This window comes from Nonomuraea thailandensis (genome assembly GCF_024172165.1).
Taxonomy (GTDB): domain Bacteria; phylum Actinomycetota; class Actinomycetes; order Streptosporangiales; family Streptosporangiaceae; genus Nonomuraea; species Nonomuraea thailandensis.
Window position 1 is genome coordinate 6,344,429 of sequence record NZ_JAMZEB010000002.1, and the last position, 19,338, is coordinate 6,363,766.

At 73.1% G+C, this 19,338-nt stretch carries 18 protein-coding genes; 10 read left to right on the top strand and 8 right to left on the bottom strand.

Annotated elements, in window-relative coordinates; genetic code table 11:
- The first annotated feature begins 45 nt into the window (after positions 1 to 45).
- Together HD597_RS32640 and HD597_RS32645 are read left to right on the top strand one after the other, a co-directional pair.
- Positions 46 to 894, top strand: a complete 849-nt coding sequence (locus HD597_RS32640; RefSeq protein ID WP_253746989.1) for an MHYT domain-containing protein — start codon at positions 46 to 48, stop codon at positions 892 to 894.
- 104 nt (positions 895 to 998) lie between these two features.
- Positions 999 to 1,772 carry an MHYT domain-containing protein gene (locus HD597_RS32645; protein WP_253759575.1) on the top strand — a complete coding sequence of 258 codons (774 nt, stop codon included), beginning with the start codon at positions 999 to 1,001 and terminating at the stop codon, positions 1,770 to 1,772.
- Between the two features lie 140 nt (positions 1,773 to 1,912).
- Here HD597_RS32645 and HD597_RS32650 read toward each other — a convergent pair whose 3' ends face one another.
- Positions 1,913 to 2,938: a 6-phosphofructokinase gene (locus HD597_RS32650; RefSeq protein ID WP_253746990.1), complete on the bottom strand. Its 1,026-nt coding sequence runs from the start codon at positions 2,936 to 2,938 to the stop codon at positions 1,913 to 1,915.
- Positions 2,939 to 3,070: 132 nt separating this feature from the next.
- On the opposite strand from HD597_RS32650, the gene glpK reads away from it, so the two are divergent.
- The gene (glpK, locus tag HD597_RS32655; RefSeq protein ID WP_253746991.1) at positions 3,071 to 4,540 is read left to right on the top strand and encodes a glycerol kinase GlpK; all 1,470 of its coding nucleotides are present in this window, start codon (positions 3,071 to 3,073) and stop codon (positions 4,538 to 4,540) included.
- An 80-nt stretch (positions 4,541 to 4,620) separates the two neighbouring features.
- On the opposite strand, the gene HD597_RS32660 is transcribed toward glpK, so the two are convergent.
- Together HD597_RS32660 and HD597_RS32665 are read right to left on the bottom strand one after the other, a co-directional pair.
- A complete protein-coding gene (locus HD597_RS32660; RefSeq protein WP_253746992.1) occupies positions 4,621 to 6,012 on the bottom strand; it encodes a N,N-dimethylformamidase beta subunit family domain-containing protein in 1,392 nt (463 codons plus the stop codon).
- A 52-nt stretch (positions 6,013 to 6,064) separates the two neighbouring features.
- Positions 6,065 to 6,970, bottom strand: coding sequence for a lactonase family protein (locus HD597_RS32665; protein ID WP_253746993.1), 906 nt, complete (start codon positions 6,968 to 6,970; stop codon positions 6,065 to 6,067).
- Between the two features lie 94 nt (positions 6,971 to 7,064).
- Between HD597_RS32665 and HD597_RS32670 the strand changes: the two genes are divergently transcribed.
- Positions 7,065 to 7,913: a bifunctional helix-turn-helix transcriptional regulator/GNAT family N-acetyltransferase gene (locus tag HD597_RS32670; RefSeq protein ID WP_253746994.1), complete on the top strand. Its 849-nt coding sequence runs from the start codon at positions 7,065 to 7,067 to the stop codon at positions 7,911 to 7,913.
- On the opposite strand, the gene HD597_RS32675 is transcribed toward HD597_RS32670, so the two are convergent.
- Positions 7,882 to 10,068, bottom strand: coding sequence for an MMPL family transporter (locus HD597_RS32675; protein WP_253746995.1), 2,187 nt, complete (start codon positions 10,066 to 10,068; stop codon positions 7,882 to 7,884). The two genes, HD597_RS32670 and HD597_RS32675, sit on opposite strands and share 32 nt — an antisense overlap.
- Before the next feature lie 92 nt (positions 10,069 to 10,160).
- Here HD597_RS32675 and HD597_RS32680 point away from each other — a divergent pair, with 92 nt between their 5' ends.
- Positions 10,161 to 10,754: a TetR/AcrR family transcriptional regulator gene (locus tag HD597_RS32680; RefSeq protein WP_253746996.1), complete on the top strand. Its 594-nt coding sequence runs from the start codon at positions 10,161 to 10,163 to the stop codon at positions 10,752 to 10,754.
- 6 nt (positions 10,755 to 10,760) lie between these two features.
- On the opposite strand, the gene HD597_RS32685 is transcribed toward HD597_RS32680, so the two are convergent.
- Positions 10,761 to 11,783, bottom strand: coding sequence for an alkaline phosphatase PhoX (locus HD597_RS32685; protein ID WP_253746997.1), 1,023 nt, complete (start codon positions 11,781 to 11,783; stop codon positions 10,761 to 10,763).
- Positions 11,784 to 12,142: 359 nt separating this feature from the next.
- Positions 12,143 to 12,610, bottom strand: a complete 468-nt coding sequence (locus HD597_RS32690; RefSeq protein ID WP_253746998.1) for a Dps family protein — start codon at positions 12,608 to 12,610, stop codon at positions 12,143 to 12,145.
- A 116-nt stretch (positions 12,611 to 12,726) separates the two neighbouring features.
- Here HD597_RS32690 and HD597_RS32695 point away from each other — a divergent pair, with 116 nt between their 5' ends.
- A complete protein-coding gene (locus HD597_RS32695) occupies positions 12,727 to 13,677 on the top strand; it encodes a helix-turn-helix domain-containing protein (RefSeq protein ID WP_253746999.1) in 951 nt (316 codons plus the stop codon).
- Positions 13,674 to 16,145 carry a VIT domain-containing protein gene (locus tag HD597_RS32700; RefSeq protein WP_253747000.1) on the top strand — a complete coding sequence of 824 codons (2,472 nt, stop codon included), beginning with the start codon at positions 13,674 to 13,676 and terminating at the stop codon, positions 16,143 to 16,145. Before HD597_RS32695 ends, HD597_RS32700 begins: the two co-directional genes overlap by 4 nt.
- A gap of 74 nt (positions 16,146 to 16,219) precedes the next feature.
- Here HD597_RS32700 and HD597_RS32705 read toward each other — a convergent pair whose 3' ends face one another.
- The gene (locus HD597_RS32705; protein WP_253747001.1) at positions 16,220 to 16,483 is read right to left on the bottom strand and encodes a YciI family protein; all 264 of its coding nucleotides are present in this window, start codon (positions 16,481 to 16,483) and stop codon (positions 16,220 to 16,222) included.
- Between the two features lie 74 nt (positions 16,484 to 16,557).
- On the opposite strand from HD597_RS32705, the gene HD597_RS32710 reads away from it, so the two are divergent.
- The 3 genes from HD597_RS32710 to mmuM all read left to right on the top strand — a co-directional run bounded on the left by HD597_RS32710 (position 16,558) and on the right by mmuM (position 18,844).
- Complete coding sequence (locus tag HD597_RS32710; protein ID WP_253747002.1) at positions 16,558 to 17,061, top strand: Crp/Fnr family transcriptional regulator; 504 nt, start codon at positions 16,558 to 16,560, stop codon at positions 17,059 to 17,061.
- Positions 17,062 to 17,158: 97 nt separating this feature from the next.
- The gene (otsB, locus tag HD597_RS32715) at positions 17,159 to 17,977 is read left to right on the top strand and encodes a trehalose-phosphatase (protein ID WP_253747003.1); all 819 of its coding nucleotides are present in this window, start codon (positions 17,159 to 17,161) and stop codon (positions 17,975 to 17,977) included.
- Positions 17,978 to 18,844: a homocysteine S-methyltransferase gene (gene mmuM / locus HD597_RS32720; protein WP_253747004.1), complete on the top strand. Its 867-nt coding sequence runs from the start codon at positions 17,978 to 17,980 to the stop codon at positions 18,842 to 18,844.
- Between the two features lie 19 nt (positions 18,845 to 18,863).
- Here mmuM and HD597_RS32725 read toward each other — a convergent pair whose 3' ends face one another.
- Positions 18,864 to 19,289, bottom strand: coding sequence for a DoxX family protein (locus tag HD597_RS32725; protein WP_253747005.1), 426 nt, complete (start codon positions 19,287 to 19,289; stop codon positions 18,864 to 18,866).
- Positions 19,290 to 19,338 lie beyond the last annotated feature (49 nt).

Genomic DNA, 19,338 nt, shown 5'->3' on the forward strand with positions numbered 1-19,338 from the left:
CCGGGATGGCACAATCCGGGAACCCCTAATGCAAGGAACCGATAGATGACCGCTGTGAATCATTTCACCTACGGACTGATCACGCCGTTGCTCGCCTACGTCATGTCCTGCATCGGCTCGATGCTCGGACTGCGGCTCACCGCGCAGGCCCACGCCTCGCGCGGCGGCGCCCGCGTGCGCTGGCTGCTGGGCGCGGCCGTCTCCATCGGCGGCACCGGCATCTGGGTCATGCACTTCATCGCCATGATGGGCTTCGAGGTGGAGGGCACGCAGATCAAGTACGACGTGCTGCTCACCGTGGCCTCGGCGGTGGTGGCCATCGTGGTCGTCGGCACCGGCCTGTTCCTGGTCTCCTACGGCGGCGGCCGGATCCTCGCGCTGCTCGGCGGCGGCCTGCTGACCGGCCTCGGCGTGGCCTCCATGCACTACCTCGGCATGTACGCGATGAACATGTCCGCCCACGTCTCCTACGACCGCCTCACCGTGGCCGCCTCCGTGGGCATCGCGGTGGTGGCCGCGACCGTGGCCCTGTGGTTCACGCTGCGGGTCAAGAAGCCCATCTGGATCACCGGCGCCGCCCTCGTCATGGGCGTGGCCGTCGCGGGCATGCACTACACCGGCATGTACGCCATGCACGTCTCGGTCGACGGTGAGCCCGGTGTCGTGGCCGGCGCCGACGCGCTCGACTTCCTCGTGCCCCTCATGACCGTGATCAGCCTCATCACCCTGACCATGCTCCTCATGGTCATCCTGTCGCCCTCGGAGGAGGAACTGCACGAGGACGCGGAGCTCATCGCGAAGCTGGAGCTGCGCCGTCGCACCGCTCATCAGCAACAACTCACGTACCCCACGCCAATGCCGCGCCAACAGCCGATGCAGGCTCGGCGAAGGTAGTTGCGCACGCGGCCACTCCCTGCTCATACTCCCTTATCGGTGCGTAGGGGATGGGTGGGGTAATGTCGCCGATCGATCATTTTTCCCACGGGCTCTTGACGCCTGTGCTCGCGTACGTCATGTCCAGCGTGGGCTCCATGCTCGGCCTGCTGCTCACCTCGCGTGCGAGGCTGATCGGCGGGCGTGAGGCCAGGTGGTGGCTCGTGGGCGCGGCCTTCGCGATCGGCGGCACCGGCATCTGGACGATGCACTTCATCGCCATGCTCGGCTTCTCCGTGAGCGGCCTGGCGATCAGGTACGACGTGCCGCTCACCGCCGCGTCCGCCTTCCTCGCCGTCGTGGTCGTGGGCATGGGGCTGTTCATGGCCGCCCACGGCGGCGAGCGGCTGGGCTTCCTGGTCGGCGGCGGCGTCCTGACCGGGCTCGGCGTGGCCGGCATGCACTACCTGGGCATGGCGGCCATGAACATGTCCGCCCACGTCAGCTACGACCCGGTGGTCGTCACGCTGTCGGTGCTCATCGCGGTGGCGGCGGCCACGGTGGCGCTCTGGTTCACGCTGCGGGTCAGCGGGGCGCTCAGGATCGGCGGGGCGGCGCTGCTCATGGGCGTGGCCGTCTCGGGCATGCACTACACCGGCATGTCCTCGATGTCGGTCTCGTCGCACGCGGAGATGACGGCCGTGCCCGGCGCGCGGGCCATCGACTTCCTGCTGCCGCTCATCGTGGGCATCAGCGTGATCACGGTGGGGCTGCTGCTCACCGTCATCCTGTCGCCCTCGGAGAAGGAGCTGCGCAGCGAGGCGGAGTACAGGGAGCGGCTGCGCGGACGCGACGAGGGCGCGCCGGAAGTCGATCTCTTCGGCACGCCCCGCAGTTGAGCCATGTGCCGGGTACGGCTTGCGACGCGGGTGGTGGGCCGCCGACTTTCCGCGGCGCAAGCCGTACCTCGAGGGGGTTGTAGCGGCAACCCCGCTGACTCGAAGGTACGGCCGCCCGCTTGCAAGCCGCTTTCAGCCGGTCATCCGAAGAACACCTCGGCCTCGGAGTAGCGCTCCACCGGCACGGTCTTCAGCTCGGCCGTGGCCTCGTCGAGGCCGACCCGCACGATGTCGGTGCCGCGTAGCGCGACCATCTTGCCGTAGTCGCCCTCGTGGGCCGCGTCGATCGCCTGCAGCCCGAACCTGGTCGCCAGCACCCGGTCGTAGGCGGTGGGGGTGCCGCCGCGCTGGATGTGGCCGAGCACCGTGGTGCGGGCCTCCTTGCCGGTGCGCTTCTCGATCTCCTTGGCCAGCACCTCGCCGACGCCGCCCAGGCGCACGTGGCCGAACGCGTCGAGGGTGCCCGTCTGCAGCTCCATCTGCCCCTCGATGGGGTGCGCGCCCTCGGCGACCACGATGATCGGCGAGTAACGGGTGCGGAAGCGGGACTCGACGTACTCGCAGACCCGGTCGATGTCGAACGGCTTCTCCGGGATGAGGATGACGTTCGCGCCGCCGGCCATGCCCGCGTGCAGCGCGATCCAGCCCGCGTGCCGCCCCATGACCTCGCAGATCAGCGCCCGGTGGTGGGACTCCGCGGTGGTGTGCAGCCGGTCGATGGCCTCCATCGCGATGTTCACCGCGGTGTCGAAGCCGAAGGTGTAGTCGGTGCCCGACAGGTCGTTGTCGATGGTCTTGGGCACGCCCACGACGTTGACCTCGCGGTCGTAGAGCTGCTTGGCGACGCCGAGCGTGTCCTCCCCGCCGATGGCGATCAGGGCGTCCACGCCGGTGGCGGCCAGATTCTCCTTGATCCGGCCGACCCCGTTCTCGATCTTCATCGGGTTCGTCCTGGAGGAGCCCAGAATGGTGCCGCCGCGTGGCAGGATGCCGCGGACGGCCTGGATGTCCAGTGGCATCGTGTCGCCTTCGAGAGGGCCGCGCCAGCCGTCACGGAAGCCGACGAACTCATGGCCGTAAACGCTCACCCCCTTACGCACCACTGCCCTGATCACGGCGTTGAGCCCGGGGCAGTCGCCGCCTCCGGTGAGCACTCCGATACGCATGGCGGGTTCCTCCCAGATAGGGGTCACGAACCAGACCTTGATGTCAGACTCGCATTGTGCCCGGCATCACACGCAGTGGTCTAGACCAAACGCCAGCCCGAAAAACTAAACCCTCACCCCGGAGGAATTTTCATGACTGTGCTCGCGATCGATGCCGGTACGACCGGGGTGACGGCGCTGCTCGTCACGGAGAACGGGCAGATCATCGCCAAGGGGTACGAGGAGTTCGCGCAGCACTTCCCCGAGCCCGGCCGGGTCGAGCACAACCCCGAGGACATCTGGCAGGCCACCCTGTCGGCCTGCGCCACCGCCCTGCGCGCAACCACCCAAACGCCGTCCTGCGTGGGCATCACCAACCAGCGCGAGACCGCCGTGTTGTGGGATCGCCGCACGCTGGCGGCGCCGCGGCGGGCGATCGTGTGGCAGGACCGCCGCACGGCCGGGCTGTGCGGGCGGCTGCGCGAGGCGGGGCACGAGCCGCGCGTGTCGGAGCTGACCGGGCTGCGCCTCGACCCCTATTTCACCGCCACCAAGCTCACCTGGCTGGCCGAGAACGACCCCCGCGTCTGGGAAGGGGTCGAATCCGGAAATGTGGCCATAGGGACTGTGGACTCGTACCTGATCGCCAGGCTGACGGCGGGCGCGCGGCACGTCACCGACCCGTCCAACGCCTCCCGCACCCTGCTGTACGGGCTGGAGTCCGGCGCCTGGGAGCCGGAGCTCTGTGAGCTGTTCGGGGTGCCGGAGGCGGCCCTGCCGCGGATCGTGCCGAACCACGGGCCGATCGGGCGCACGGAGCCGTCGGCCTTCCTCGGGCTGGACGTGCCGATCAGCGGGGTCGCGGGCGACCAGCAGGCGGCGCTGTTCGGGCAGACCTGCTTCGACGTGGGCGACGTGAAGTGCACCTACGGCACGGGCTCGTTCGTGCTGACCAACCTCGGCGGGGAGATCGTGCGCTCGGAGTCGGGGCTGCTGACCACGGTGGCCTGGCAGACGCCGTCGGGCGAGCGCACGTACGCGCTGGAGGGGTCGATCTTCGTGACCGGGGCGGCGGTGCAGTGGCTGCGCGACGGGCTCGGGGTGATCGGGACGGCTCCGGAGTCGGAGGCCGTGGCGCGCACGGTGCCCGACAGCGGCGGGGTGGTGTTCGTGCCCGCGCTGACCGGCCTGGGGGCGCCGCACTGGGATCCGCAGGCGCGCGGGCTGATCACCGGCATCACCCGCGGCACGACGCGGGCGCACCTGGTCAGGGCCACGCTGGAGGCGATCGCGTTCGAGGTGCGGGACGTGGTCGAGTCGATGACCGGCGGGTCGGTCCCGGTGCTGAAGGCCGACGGCGGGGCGAGCGCCAACGACCTGCTCATGCAGCTCCAGGCCGACCAGCTCGGCGCGGCGGTGGAGCGGCCGGCGATCCAGGAGACGACGGCGCTCGGGGCGGCGTTCCTGGCCGGGCTGGGGGCGGGCGTGTGGGGGTCGCTGAGCGAGCTGCGCAAGACCTGGCACCTGGACCGGCGCTTCGAGCCGGGCGAGCGCGACGACGCCGCCTACGAGCGGTGGCGGGCGGCCGTCCGGCTCGCGACGGCGGGCGCTCAGGACTCCTGAACGCCCGGCGTCCCGGCCCCTGACCCCTCGGCGTCGCGGACCTCTTGACCGCCGCCTTCACGGGGCCCCTGAGCTCGGCGTCACGGCACCCGGGCGGCCGGGCGCGGTGGCTGCGCGCCCGGCTCGGCGTGGCCCGCCGGGCCCTTGGCGAAGCGGGTGAGGAGGTTGAGCGTGGCCCGGCGGGTGAAGGCGGCGGCGGAGTCGGTGACGCCGTGGCCGCACCGCCGCCCGCGCAGCGCGCACACCCAGCGCATGGTCCCGGAGGCGAACACCCCGGCCCCGCTCGGCGCCGTGTAGTACGTGCTGTGCGTGACGCTGGCCCGCCCGCCGCACGAGAACGGCGACTCGGCCAGCACCTGGACACCGGGCGGCGACCCCCGCGACACCTTGTCGGTCTCCACGCCGACCATCCCGGGGAAGCGCCGCCCCCGCGTCCCCGCGAAGATCCAGTGCCCCGGCCTGCTGACCCGGTAGACCCCCTCGGCCGGGAAGCAGTCGTACATCTGCCCGATCAGCGAGCTCTCCGGCTCCGACTCCCGCCACAGCTCGCAGACCCGCTCCTTGTCGCACACGACCTGCCTGCCGCGCATGGCGATGCGCCAGTAGACGGCGTTGGCGCCGAGGAAGGCGAGGTTCGTGCCGCGGTCCCTGGCGCCGGTCACGGCCCTGCGCATGCCGGGCGACCAGTACTCGTCGTGGCCGAGCGAGATCACCGCGCGGGCGCCGTCCAGCGCGCCCGGCACGAGGTCCAGGTTCGTCAGGTACGCAAGCGGCACCCCGCTCTGCTCGGCCACGGCCAGCGCCTCCTCCTCGAAGTCCAGGAAGAGCCGGGCGCCGGTGCCGTCGTAGGGGCGGTCGAAGGTGACCGCCCGGGAGCGGTACCCGTACCCGCCGGGGCCCGTGTAGAGGCTGCGCCCGCCCCACAGGTTGTACGCCTGCCAGGTGGTGACCGCGTTCACGATCACCACGCGACCGGCGGTGGAGGCCGAGCGCACGGTGATCGGGACGTAGCGCTGGGCGCCGGTGGAGGCGTCGAGCCTGACGAGGTAGGCGCCCTCGGGCCAGCCGGTGGTGTCCACGGTCAGCGACGGGGCCCAGTGGGCGGCGGTCACCGTGCCGTCCACGACCCGCGCCGCCCCCTGCCGCCTCCCCCGCACCGCCGCCGACTCCCACACCTTCGACGGGTTGGCGCCCATGCGGAAGGCGCGGGCGGAGAAGCGCGGCGCGGTCGTGGAGACGTGCAGCCGGAAGCGCTCTCCCGGCAGCACGCTCACCTCGTCGGCGTAGCCCTCGATCTCGTGCTCGGCGCCCTGCCGGGTGATCCGCCACGACTCCTGCACGTCGGCGACGGAGGGCTTGGCGACCTCCCGCGTGACGGGCGGATCGGCCGATGGCCCGGCGGGCGGCTTGACGGCGGGCGCCTCGCCGCAGCCGGCGGCCAGCAGGGCGAGGGCGAGCAGGATCTTGCGCACGTGCCCATGGTCGGGACCGGACGCCCCGGCGGGACCCGACTTGGCGAACTCCTTACATGATCAGCACGCAGGCCGGGCTTTGCACCTCGTACGACTCCCCGTCCGGCACCGGCACGCCGTCCTCGAGGCGGAAGGAGGTGACCGTGTCGGAGTACTGGTTCGCCACGTACATGCGCTCGCCGTCGATGGCGAAGTGCCTGGGCCAGTCGCCGCCGGAGGGCACCTCCGCCACCGGTGACAGGTCGGCGGCGAGCAGCACGGAGATCGTGTTCGGGCCGCGGTTGCCGACGTAGACCAGGTCTCCGTGGAGCTGCAGGTGGGAGGGGGCGTTCCCGCCCTCGTGGCGGGAGGCGCGGACGACCGTGCGGTGCTCGCCCTCGATCAGGGTGACGGTGCCGTCGAGCTCCCCCGCCACGTACAGGCGCGAGCCCGCGAAGGCGAAGTGCCGCGGGCCGGTGCCTGGGGCCAGGGTGATCGGCTCCAGCGGGGTGCCGTCGTGGCGGTAGCGGCGGATCTCGTCGGTGCCGAGGTCGGAGACGTGCAGCAGGCCGTCGTGGAAGACGGCCTGGTGGGCGTGCGGGCCCTCCTGGCGCCGGGCGTCCGGGCCCGAGCCCGTGTGGCGCAGCACGATCGGCTCCCCCGCGAACGCGCCCCGCTCGTCCAGCCGGTAGAGGGTGGCGGTGCCGTCGCCGTAGTTGGCCGCCGCGAGCAGGCCGCCCTCGGGATCGACGGCGACGTGGCAGGGGCTGTGGCCCTCGCTGGGGCGCTCGTCCAGCGGGGCGAGCTCCGCTCCCTGGGCCTGGTACGCGGTGAGCCAGCCGCGTTCGAGCTCGCCCACGGCGTACAGCACCGGCAGCGAGGGGTGGGCGGCCAGGAACGAGGGGGACGTCACCCTGGTGAGGTCCCCCCCGATGGTGACGATGCCGGGGCCGTATCCGCCTATGCGCACGTGCTTCACAGCGGGGATCCTCCTATGGTTGACTATGGCAATGAGTTCGTTGACAGAAGCAAGAGTCTCTGAGGTCAGAGCCTTCAACCGGTTCTATACGAAGGTGATCGGCGCGCTCCAGGCGGGGATGCTCGACTCGCCGTACTCGCTGACCGAGGTCAGGGTGCTGTTCGAGCTCGCGCACGCCGAGCGCATGGAGACCGGCGAGCTGCGCGGGCTGCTCGGCCTGGACGCGGGCTACCTCAGCCGGATCCTGGCCCGCTTCGAGGGCGACGGACTGGTCACCCGCGAGCGCTCGGCGGCCGACGCGCGCAAGCAGCTCGTCGGGCTCACCCCGGCGGGGGCCGACGTGTTCGCGGCGCTCGACCGGCGCTCGTCGGAGGAGATCGCGGCGCTGCTGGGCGGCCTGCCGGAGGCTGACCAGGAGCGGCTGGTCGCCGGCATGGCCGCGATCAGGCGGCTGCTGGGCGGTGGGAAGGCGGGCGCGCCGTACGTGATCAGGCCGCCGCGCACCGGCGACCTGGGCTGGGTCGTCTACCGGCACGGCGCGCTCTACAGCGCCGAGTACGGCTGGGGCACCGAGTTCGAGCAGCTCGTCGCCAGGATCGTGAGCGACCTCGACTTCTCGCGCGACGCCGGATGGATCGCCGAGGTGGACGGGGAGCGGGCCGGATGCGTGTTCTGCGTGCGGCAGGACGACACGACGGCCAAGCTGCGGATGCTGCTCGTCGAGCCGTCCGCCCGCGGGCTGGGCATCGGGCGGCGGCTCGTGGACGAGTGCCTGCGGCACGCGCGGGCCGAGGGGTTCAAGCGGATCGAGTTGTGGACCCGCGACTCCCTGACCAGCGCGCGGCGCATCTACCAGGCGGCCGGGTTCGAGCTGGACTCGCAGGAGAAGGGGATGGAGAACGGCGTCGAGGTCACCGAGCAGATGTGGTCGCGCGAGCTCTAGGCCGGTCCGGCCACCAGTTCAGCGGGCCCGCCAGGCGCATCAGGCTCGGCACCAGCACCGCTCTGATCACGGTGGCGTCCACCAGCACGGCCACCGCCATGCCGACGCCCAGCATCTGCACGAACGTCACCGACGCCGTGGCGTAGGCGGCGAACGTCAGCGCCAGGATGCCGCCGGCCGCCGTGATCAGCGGCGCCCCCTCCTGCAGGCCCGTGGCCACGGCCGACTCCGTGTCGCCCGTCCTGTCGTACTCCTCCTTGATCCGGGAGAGCAGGAAGACCTCGTAGTCCATCGACAGCCCGTAGGCCACGCAGAGCATCAGGATCGGGATGCTCGGGTCGAGCGTGCCCGTCGGGGTGAAGCCGAGCAGGCCCGACAGGTTGCCGTCCTGGAAGATCCAGACGAGGGCGCCGAACATCACGCCGAGGCTGAGGACGTTCAACAGGGTCGCCTTGAGCGGGATGATCACGCTCCTGGTCATGAGGAACAGGACGGCGAACGTCACGCCCAGCATGAGCGCCAGCAGCAGCGGGAGCCGGTCCACCACGGAGGAGCGGTAGTCGGACAACTCGGCGGGGTAGCCGCCGACCAGCACCTCGAAGGGCGGCCGCACCGTGCGTACGGCCTCGACCAGGCGTACGGGGTCGTCGGCCAGCGCCGCCGCGGACGGGACCACGGACAGCCACGTGCCCTGCCCCTGCCCACGGAACCTGGCCGGGTCGCCGTCGCCCACGCGCGTGCCGCCCGCGTACGAGCCCGCCGCCGAGTCCACCTGAGCCACCCCGGGCAGTCTGGACAGGCTCGCGGCGTAGCCGGAGACGTCCCCCGCCCGGGCGTCCCTGGAGACGAGCTGGATGGCGTCGGTCTCCTCGGCGGGGAAGGACTGGCGGATGACCTCCTGGGTCTGGCGGGAGGAGGCCTCCGGCGGCAGGATGCGGTCGTCGGCCACGCCGAAACGCAGCCCCAGGAACGGCGAGGCGAGCACGAGCAGCAGCACCGTGGCCAGCCCGCCGGTCACCAGCGGACGGCGCATCACCCGGGTGGCCAGGCCGTGCCAGAAGCCGTCCGCCCGCTCGGGGCGGTCCCGCCTGGGCAGCATCGTGCCGCCGATCGTGGCCAGCACGGCGGGCAGCACGATCACCGCCGCCACCAGGCCGCCCAGGACGACCGCGATCCCGGCGTAGGCGAAGGAGCGCAGGAAGTCGAACGGCAGCGCGAACAGCACGGCCAGCGACGAGGCCACGGTCAGGCCGCTGAACAGCACCGTCCTGCCCGCGTGCTCCACCGCCCCGGCGACCGCGGCGGCCCGGCCGGCGCCGCGCCGCGTCTCCTCGCGGAAACGCTGGATGACGAACAGGCAGTAGTCGATGCCCAGGCCCAGGCCCATGGCCAGGGTCAGGTTCAGGGCGAAGGTGGAGATCTCGGTGAACAGCAGGACGCCGCTGAGCAGCGCCAGGCCGAGCACCATGGCGTACACGCCGGCCAGGATCGGCACCAGGGCCGCCATGGCGCGCCGCTGGTAGAGCCAGAGCAGCACGAACGCCAGCGGGAAGATGACCAGCTCGGCCCGGACGAAGTCCTGCCTGGCCAGCGGCACGGTCTCCCGGAAGACCTCCTCCCCGCCCCCGGCCCGCACCTGCAGCAGATCCGTGCCCTTGGTGATCCCGGGCACGAGCCCGGGCAGGACCTCGGCGCGCACGTGGTCGGCGTCCCCCGGGATGCGCACGACGACCAGCGCGTGCCTGCCGTCCTCGCTGCGCAGCGTGGCGGGCCTGCCGCGGGTCCAGTACGAGGCGGACTCGGCCACGCCCTCGTGGCGGCCGACGCGCTCGGTCAGCTCCCTGCCCGCGGCCGCGACGGCGGGGTCGTCCACGGTGCCGCCGCGCGCCGTCACCAGGAAGATCATGTCGGGACTGCCGGTGCCGAACCGCTTCTCCAGCTCGGCCTGCGCCCGGTCCGACTCCGATCCCGGCGCCTCGAACCTGGCCAGCGACAGCCCCGACGCCGCGCCCGCCGCCAGCACGCCGGCGCCGATCAGCAGGGCCAGGGCCAGCGCGAGCACCAGCCGGCGGTGGCGGACGAGCAGGAAGCCCAGCCTGCGCAGCGGCGGGCCCGCCGTCGCTCGGCGGGCAGGGCGGGCGCGGGTGGTCACCATGAGGTCTCCCCGAAAACTCGGTAAACTGCTCGTGTTTCACTTCCGGACCCAGAAATACAAGTAAATGCTCGCATTTGTCAACGAGGAGACCCATGGCTGAACGCACGGTCCGCCGGCAGGCGCGCGGTCTCAAGCGCATGGCCGAGATCCTCGACGCCGCCGAGCTGGTGATCGCCGAGGTCGGCTACCCGGAGCTGACCACGAACCAGGTCGCCGCGCGGGCGGGGGTGTCGCCGGGGTCGCTGTACCAGTTCTTCAGGAACAAGGAGGAGATCCTCGACGGGCTGGTGGCCCGCTACACGGTCGACCGGCAGGAGTTCTGGGCCGGCCGGCTGGCCGCCGTCACGCCGGAGGTGCCCCTGGAGGCGCTGGTGGGGCAGCTCGTGGACGAGAGCGTGCGGTTCAAGAGCGCCTCGCCCGCGTACTGGTCGCTGCTGTACGGCTCGGCCACCGGCGACCAGCTCGCGGCGGCGTCGCAACGGCTGCACGAGGACATCGCCCGGCACATCGCGGCCATGCTGCGCCGCCGCTCCCCCTCGCTGCCCGAGGAACGCGCGCTGCTGACCGGGACCATGGCGCTGGCCACGGTGAAGGCGGTGATGCCGATGATCACCTCGTCGGCGCCCGAGCGGTCGGCCGAGCTCGTCGGCGAGCTCAAGCTCATGCTCGTGCGCTACCTGGAATGACCGGGGTCAGGGGCGGAAGGGGCCGCTCACCTCGAACGTGTGCCCCTCGGTGCGGCCGCGCCTGGCCGAGAAGTAGAGCCGCTCGCCGCCGGGCGAGAAAGCCAGCCCGGTCAGCTCGGCCCCGTCGTGCCCCTCCAGCCTGAGGAACGGCGTCACGGCCCGGTCGGGCGCGATGACGTCGATCTCGGCGCGCTCCCTGGCCACGTACAGGTCGCCGGAGGGGGCTGCGGTGATGGCGCGCACACCCTCGCAGAGCCGGTCGAGGGTCGAGCTCTGGGCGTCGTACGCCCACAGGCCGGTGTCGCCCTTCGTGGTGAAGTAGCACACCCCTCCGGCGTAGTGGCAGCCGTCGCCGCCGTCGAAGTGGCGGGCGCCCTCCACCTGGTGCCGGGCCTCCTTGAGCAGGGCGGCCGGCGACGGCACGGCCTGCCAGTGGCCCGAGGCGCACAGCACCTCCAGCGTGCCCTCCGTCAGGTCGCCCCAGTCGCTCGGCCGGAAGCGGTAGAAGCAGCCGTCGGGCTCGTCCTCCGTCATGTAGATGACGTGCCGCTCGGGGTCGCAGGCGGCGGCCTCGTGCTTGAAGCGCCCCATGGCCAGCCTGGGCCGGGCGGCGCGGGCGCCGTAGGGGTCGCACTCGAAGACGCGGCCCCGGTGGCCGAGCTCGCACGACAGCCAGGTGTGCCACGGCGTGGCGCCGCCGGCGCAGTTGAGATCGGTGCCCGACAGGATGCGGTAGGCGTCGCCGACGCTGCCGTCGGCCCGGAACCGCAGCGCCGACGCGCCGCCGAGCAGGGGCAGCTCGGAGTTGCTCACGTAGATCCAGCCGTCGCCGTCGGGGAAGCAGGCGCCGCCGTCGGGGGCGGCGTGCCAGGTCAGGCCGGCGACCTTCTGCCCCGAGCGGGCCACGATCCGGCCGGCGAACCCTGGGGGCAGCGCCAGGCCGCCCGTGCCTGCCAGGCCGAGCGGACCGTACGGGCTGACGCCGCCCGTCACGAGCGGGCCCGTGCGGAGGAGAGTCTTGCGCGACATCGTGGGGCCTCCCTCTAGGTGCCACGCTAGTCGACCGCACCGACATGAATGGCAGGGACTCGCGACATCAAACTCTGCGCAAACCCCGGCTTCGGTTCGCCGGGTGGTCCGTGCGCGGTGACGTTCCGTACAGCTAGGGGCAGCTAGGGGAGGTACGCGAACCGCCGGCCTGCCGCGTCGTGACGGTCGGTGACGGCGGACCGCCCGCAGAGGACGCCGCCCTCGCGCCGGGACCGGGCGCCGGTGACATCACCGTGGCGGGGACGGACACGCCGCCTGCCGCCCGCCGGTAGCGGGCGGGCGCGAGGCTGACGCATGCGAAAGCCCGGGCTCGGGGCCCGGGCTCTCTTCGCGACGGGTCAGCGCTGAGCCTGGAACATCCAGTGCTGCTTGTCGATCTCCTGCGCCACGGCGATCAGCAGGTCCTGGGTGACGGGGTCGGCCTCCTCGGTGGCCCGGATGCGCTCGTACATGCGCTTGCTGATGCCGTCGAGGACGTCGGTGATCGTCGCCAGCACCTTCCCGTCCTCGATCCAGCCGCTCTCCGGCTGCTGGAGCCTGCTGGAGCGGGAGATCGTGGCGGCGCGGCCGTCCGGGTTGACCCCGAGGGCGACGGCACGCTCGGCGATGGTGTCCATATGCGTTCTGGCCAGCGCGACGACCTCGTCGAGCTGGAGGTGGATAGAGCGGAAGTGGGTGCCGATGAGGTTCCAGTGCGCCTGCTTGGCGACCAGCGACAGGTCGATGAGGTCGACCAGAGCACCCTGGAGGGCCTCCGCGACGGTGTTCTTGGCGTCGCCCGAGAGCGGGCCGGTGATGGTAGCCATGTCTACTTCCTCCCCAGAGGTCGGAATTTACACATTTGAGAACGAGATTGGAGCCTCAGATCTTCCGCTTCCCGACGTCATTGACAGTGTAATAGTGACAGTGTCATTGTGGGTCCATGAGTGACACCTGGACGATCGGCGAGCTGGCCGAGCACGCGGCCCGCGCCCTGCGCGCCGGCGCGCCGTCACCGCCCAACGGGCGGGTCCGCGACGTGCCGGGCGAGCGGCTGATCAGGTGGTACACGACGATCGGCCTGGTGGACCCGCCGCTCACGCGGCGCGGCCGGGTGGCCCGGTACGGGCGGCGGCACCTGCTGCAGCTCGTCGCCGTGAAGCGGCTGCAGGCGGCCGGGCGGTCGATCGCGGAGATCCAGGCGGCCCTGGCGGGAGCCACGGACCGGATGCTGGAGGCGGCGGCCCGCCTGGAGGCCCCGCCGCACGCCCCGGACGGTCTTCCGGCGACCCACCGCCCCGACGACCTGCCCGCGGCGCACGGCCTGGGCGGGCCGTCGGCGAGCGGGCCTTCGGACGTGGCCGGCCACGTGCCCGCGGCGGCGGCCGACGGGGCGCGAGCCGGAGCGGCGGGTGGCGGCGAGCCCGTGCGCGACCGGTTCTGGGCCGAGCGGCCGGGCAGCGGCGCGGCGCCCGCTCACGAAGCGCCGCCCGGCGCACCGGCGCCCGAGCCCTCCGCACCCGCACCCGCACCCGCACCCGCACCCGCACCCGCACCCGAGCATGGCTCACCGGCGCCCGAGCATGGCTCACCGGCGCCCGAGTCCGGGGCACCAAGGAGCGCACGCCCGTCCCACGACGCGCGCGCGCCGCGCCGCGAGCGCTCCCGCGGAGCAGGCTCTGCCCGCACGGCGGCGCGGACCGGCGAAGGTCAGGAGCGTGTCAGGGCGGCCGGAGGCGGGGCACGTGGTGAGGTGGTGACGGGGGTCAGGCTGGGAGACGGGGTGCGGCTCGTGCTGGACGCGGGCCGGGCGCCGTCCGAGGAGGACGTTCAGGCGGTGCTGGCGGCCGCGCGGCCGCTGCTCGCGGTGCTCGAAGAGAGGGAGCTGATATGAGGATCACTTCGCTGGAGCCCGCACGGTGCCTGCCGGTGCCGGACGCCGGGTTCGGCGCGCTGCTGACCGAGCGCGGCAACCTGCCGCTGGAGAGCGTGGACGTCTCCGCGGACATCTCGGGCCTGATCGCCGGCGTGGAGGTCACGCAGGGCTTCAGGAACCCGTTCGACGTCACGCTGGAGGCCACGTACGTCTTCCCGCTGCCCGACAGGGCGGCCGTCACCGGCTTCCGGATGGAGGCCGACGACCGGGTGATCGAGGGCGTGCTGAAGGAGCGCGGCCAGGCCAGGGCGGACTACGACAGGGCGCTGCGCGAGGGCAGGCGGGCTGCGATCGCCGAGGAGGACCGGCCGGACGTGTTCACGATCAGGGTGGGCAACATCCTGCCCGGCGAGCGCGTCTCGGTGAAGCTCACGATGAGCCAGCCCCTGCCGTACGAGGACGGCGCGGCGACGTTCAGGTTCCCGCTGGTCGTGGCCCCGCGCTACATCCCGGGCAGCCCGATCGACGGCCCGCCGGCCGGTGACGGCACGGCCCCCGACACCGACGCCGTGCCCGACGCGTCGAGGATCAGCCCGCCGGTCCTGCTGCCGGGCTTCCCCGACCCCGTACGGCTGTCGCTGACCGCCACCGTGGACGCGGCCGGGCTGGAGCTGCGCGAGCTGGCCTCCAGCCTGCACGTGGTCGAGGAGGAGGGCCACACCGTACGGCTGCGCCCGGGCGAGCGGCTCGACCGGGACTTCGTGCTGCGGCTGTCGTTCGACGCCTCCACGTCGTTGCAGCTCGACGACCGGGGAACGTTCGCGCTCACCGTGCTGCCGCCGCCGTTGCAGGCCACCCGGACGCCGCGCGACCTGGTGCTGCTGCTCGACCGCTCGGGCAGCATGGGCGGCTGGAAGATGGTCTGCGCCCGCCGGGCCGCCGCGCGCATCGTCGACACGCTGACCCAGCAGGACAGGTTCGCGGTGCTGACCTTCGACTCGGTGGTGGAGCAGGCGTTCGAGGGGCTGGTGGAGGCGTCCGACCGCAACCGGTACCGCGCGGTCGAGCACCTGGCCAGGGTGGACGCCCGCGGCGGCACCGAGCTGCTCGAACCGCTGCGCCAGGCCACCACCCTGCTGGGCGGCGCCGAGAGCGGACGCGAACGCGTGGTGGTGCTGGTCACCGACGGCCAGGTGGGCAACGAGGACCAGATCCTGGAGCAGGCGGGCGGCGCGCTGTCGGCCATGCGCGTGCACACGGTCGGCATCGACCGCGCCGTGAACGCCGGGTTCCTCGGCCGGCTGGCCGGGCTCGGCGCCGGGCGGTGCGAGCTGGTCGAGTCGGAGGACCGGCTCGACGCCGCCATGGACGCCATCCACCGCAGGATCGGCGCTCCCCTGGTGACCGGCCTGTCGCTCAAGGACCTCGACGTCGAACCCGACACGGTCACCCACCTGGGCTCGATCTTCCCCGGCGTGCCGCTGCGCGCGTACGGGCGTTACCGCGAGGGCTCCTCGGTCACCGTGCGCGGGACGGCGTCGGGCGCGCCCTGGGAGCAGCGGGTGCCGGGTGTGAGCACGGACAGTCCGGCCATCCGCGCGGTGTGGGCGCGGGCGCACCTGCGCGAGCTGGAGGACCGCTACGCCATGGGCGAGCACGACCTGGAGCAGCGCATCGTGCGCACGTCGCTGGAGTACGGCGTGCTCTGCCGGTTCACCGCGTACGTGGCCGTCGACACCAGGCAGGTCGCCGGCGAGGGGCCCGAGCACCGCGTCATCCAGCCGGTCGAGCCGCCGAGCGGCTGGGAGCTGCCGAGCGCGGCGCCGGCGGCGGGCGCGTTCGCGTCCGGCATGATGCTGGCCGCCGCCCCCATGGCGGCGCCCCGGATGCGGATGCCCGCGCCCGGGCTCAGCCAGGCCGACCTGGACCAGGGGTTCGTGGGCGGTGGCGCGCAGGAGGGCGGCCCGGTGTTCGGCGGCCCCGCCGGCGCTCCCGGTGGCGGTCCCGGCGGGCGTCCTGGCGGTGGTCCCGGTGGCGGTCCTGGCGGTCCCGGTGTTGGAGGCCCGGCTCATGGCGGGGCGCCGCGGCCGGCCGCGTCCGGCGGGCCGCCGATGCCCGCTCCGGCCGCTCCCGGAGGCGGCCGCTGGGGCAGGCCGGGCGCGCGGCCCGCGCACCGCCTGGACGCGGTACGGCCGCAGCTCTCCGCCGAGCTCGACCGGCTCAAGGCTCTCCCGGCCCCCGACCTGCTGTACCTGGCGGACCTGGGGACCCGGCTCGCGGCCCTGGCGGCCTTCCTCGGCGGGAACGAGAACCTGGAGACGCTGGCCCGCGAGCTGGAGGGAGCCGAGCGGCCGGGCGCGGACGCGCAGGCGCTGCACGATCGCGCCGTCGAGGTGCTGACCGCGCTCACCGGTGGCGGCTCCCCGTCCCCGGCGCCCGGACCTGCCGGCGGCGAGCGGCGCGGCCCCTTCTGGAAGCGCGCCTGACCGGCCCGCGGGGCGCGCCGCCACCGTCACGGCGCGGTGGCGGCGGCCCCGCACAGGCCGGGTGGCCGTGGGCGTCACATGATCGGAGTCCACTCCCTCAGCAGCACGATCTCGTAGCCGTCCACCGCCGTGTACGGGTCCTCCTGGAGGATCGCCCGCAGCTCGGCCTCGTCCGCCACCTCGTAGACGTGCAACGCCCCGCTGTCGTCGGCCCACGGCCCCGCGGTCACCAGCCGCCCCCGTTCCTTGAGCCGCCGCAGGTGCTCCCGGTGCGCGGGCCGGGCCGCGAGCCGCCGGGGGCCGCCCTCGAAGGCCAGTTGCACCACGTATCTCGCCATGCCCCCGCACGTCAGGCCCCGGCCGCCCTCGCGCTCAGCATCGCGGGGCACCGGCGTGGTGTATCACGGGATACATGACGCACACGCTGGCCGACCTGCCCATGTTCGGGGAGCTCGGTGAGGAGCGGCTGCGCGGGCTGGCGGTGCGGGCCCGCCGGCGGCGGTATGCGGCCGGGCAGGTGCTGTGCACGGAGGGGGATCCGGCCGACCACCTGATCGTGCTGCTGGCCGGGAGAGTCAGGGCGGCGCGGGTGAGCGCGGAGGGCCGGGAGGTGGTGCTGGCCGTGGAGGAGGCGCCGGTGGCCTTCGACAAGACGGCCCTGCTGGTTGACGGGCCCCATCGCGCCACCCGTACGGCGCTGACGGCGGTGGAGGTGGCGTACCTTCCACGCGCCGCCGTGCTGGAGCTCGTCGGCGCGGAGCCGTCCGTGGCGGCGCGGCTGCTGCGCACGCTCGCCACGACCGTGCGCGACCTCGACGAGCGGCTCCTCGACGCGTCGGTGCGGGACGTGCCGTCGCGGGTGGCCACCTGGCTGGTACGCCGCTGCGCCGCCGCCCTCCCCACGCCCACCACGTGACCCGCCGGCACCAGCCGGCCGCACTCCCACGAGGCCCCGGACGCATCGCGAACAGGCGTCTGTCCGAACCGGTCGGGCTGTTCTACAGTCACTGAGCATGGCGACCTCTCGCGCCCCCCTCCGCTTCACCGAAGCGGTGCACGCCACGGTCTCGGAGAGCACGAAGTCAGGGTTCTTCTTCGACTTCGACGGCACGATCGCCCCCATCATGCGAGATCCCGCCGCCGTGTTCCCGGTGGCCGGCGCGGTGGAGCGGCTGCGGTTGCTGTCGGGGCTGGTCGGCAGGGTCGCCATCGTCTCGGCCCGCCCGGCGGCGTTCCTGTGCGAGCGGTTCGCGGCCGTGCCCCGGCTGAGCCTGTTCGGCCTGTACGGCATGCAGACCGTCGTGGACGGCCGGGTGCGCACGGAGGCCGGAGCGGGCGCCTGGGCCCCGGTGATCGGCCGGGTGGCCGCCGACGCCGCCCGCGAGCTGCCCGGCGAGGTGCTGGTGGAGGACAAGGCGCTGCTGGTGGCGCTGCACTACCGCGCGGCGCCGTCGTTGCGCGGCGCGGTGGAGCGGTGGGCCTCGGCGAAGGCCGCCGAGCTGGGCCTGCGGGAGCAGTACGGGCGCATGGTCGTCGAGCTCAGACCTCCGATCGAGAGCGACAAGGGCACCATCGTCGAGCGCGAGACCGAGACGCTCGCCCGGGCCTGGTACTTCGGCGACGACCTGTCCGACGGCCGGGCGTTCGACGCGCTGCGGGGGCGGGAGGCGCGGGATCCGGCGTTCCTGGGCGTCAGGGTCGCGGTGGCCAACAGGGAGACGGGTGACGAGCTGGCGCGCCGGGCGGACTTCACAATCGACGCGCCGGAGGACACCCCGGCCATGCTCGACCACGTCATCCGCGCATTTCCGGCGGCCCCGTACGCTGGATAAGTGACGACACTTGTCCTGGACGGCGGGCTGGCCACGCGGCTGGAGGAGCTCGGCGCGGATCTGAGCGACGCGCTGTGGTCGGCGCGGCTGCTGCTGGAGGAGCCGGCGCTGATCCGGCGCGCGCACGCCGACTACTTCGCGGCGGGGGCCGACGTGGCGACCACGGCCAGCTATCAGGCGACGCTGCCGGGGTTCGCGCGGCGCGGGCTGGACGTGGTCGAGGCCGAGCGGCTGATCCGGCTGTCGGTGGAGCTGGCCGCCCAGGCGCGCGACGAGGCCGGGCGCGGCCTGGTGGCGGCCTCGGTCGGCCCGTACGGCGCCTACCTGGCCAACGGCGCCGAGTACACCGGCGACTACGATCTCGACGAGGACGGCCTGTACGCCTGGCACCTGCCGCGCTGGGAGATCCTGGCGGCGGCGGGGGCCGATCTGCTGGCCTGCGAGACGATCCCGTCCCTGGTCGAGGCGCGGGCGCTGGCCGCGCTGCTGGCCCGCACGCCGGGGGTGAAGGCGTGGGTGAGCTTCTCGTGCCGCGACGGCGAGCGGCTCAACGACGGCACCCCGATCCGTGAGGCTGCGGCCCTTTTCACGGGAAACCCGCAGGTGCTGGCCGTCGGCGCGAACTGCACCGCGCCGCGCCACATCCCCGGCCTCATCGGGTGCCTGGCGGGCGGCCTGCCCGTGGTGGTCTACCCCAACTCGGGCGAAGCCTGGGACGCCGCCGCCCGCCGCTGGACGGGCCTGGCCGACCCGGTCGAGTACGGCAGGGCCGCCCAGGAGTGGCAGCGGGCGGGGGCGTCGCTGATCGGCGGCTGCTGCCGCACGACACCGGAGCACATCAGGCAGATCCGCACCCGGCTGGCCTGAGCCCGGACGGCGAGAGCCGTCAGGCGGTCGCGGTGGCGGGGCTGCGGCGGCGGAGCAGGACGCGGTCGAGCGCCAGCGCGCCGCCTCCGGTGAACCCGACGGCCAGGCTGGCCGCCGCCAGCGCCAGCACGAACTCGTAGCCACCGTCGCCGGCCAGCCCGTTGGCCCCGTGCACGAAGGCGATCGCCCCCAGCATGTCCAGGGCGAGCAGCGTGCCGACGATCGGCAGCGCGACGCCCACGATCAGCGCCAGGCCGCCGGCGACCTCCAGCACGGCCACCGCCGGGGCGGCCAGGCCGGCCAGCGGGATGCCGACGGACTCGAAGAACTTGGTCGTGCCCGCGATCCCCATCGTCGCGAACTTCTGATAGCCGTGCACCAGGAAGATCACCCCGATGGCGACCCTCGCCAGCAACAGGACGAAGGGACGCGCCTGATCCACCATGCGGACTCCTCGATGGTTGTTCAGATTTGAACAACGACTCTAGCAGTGA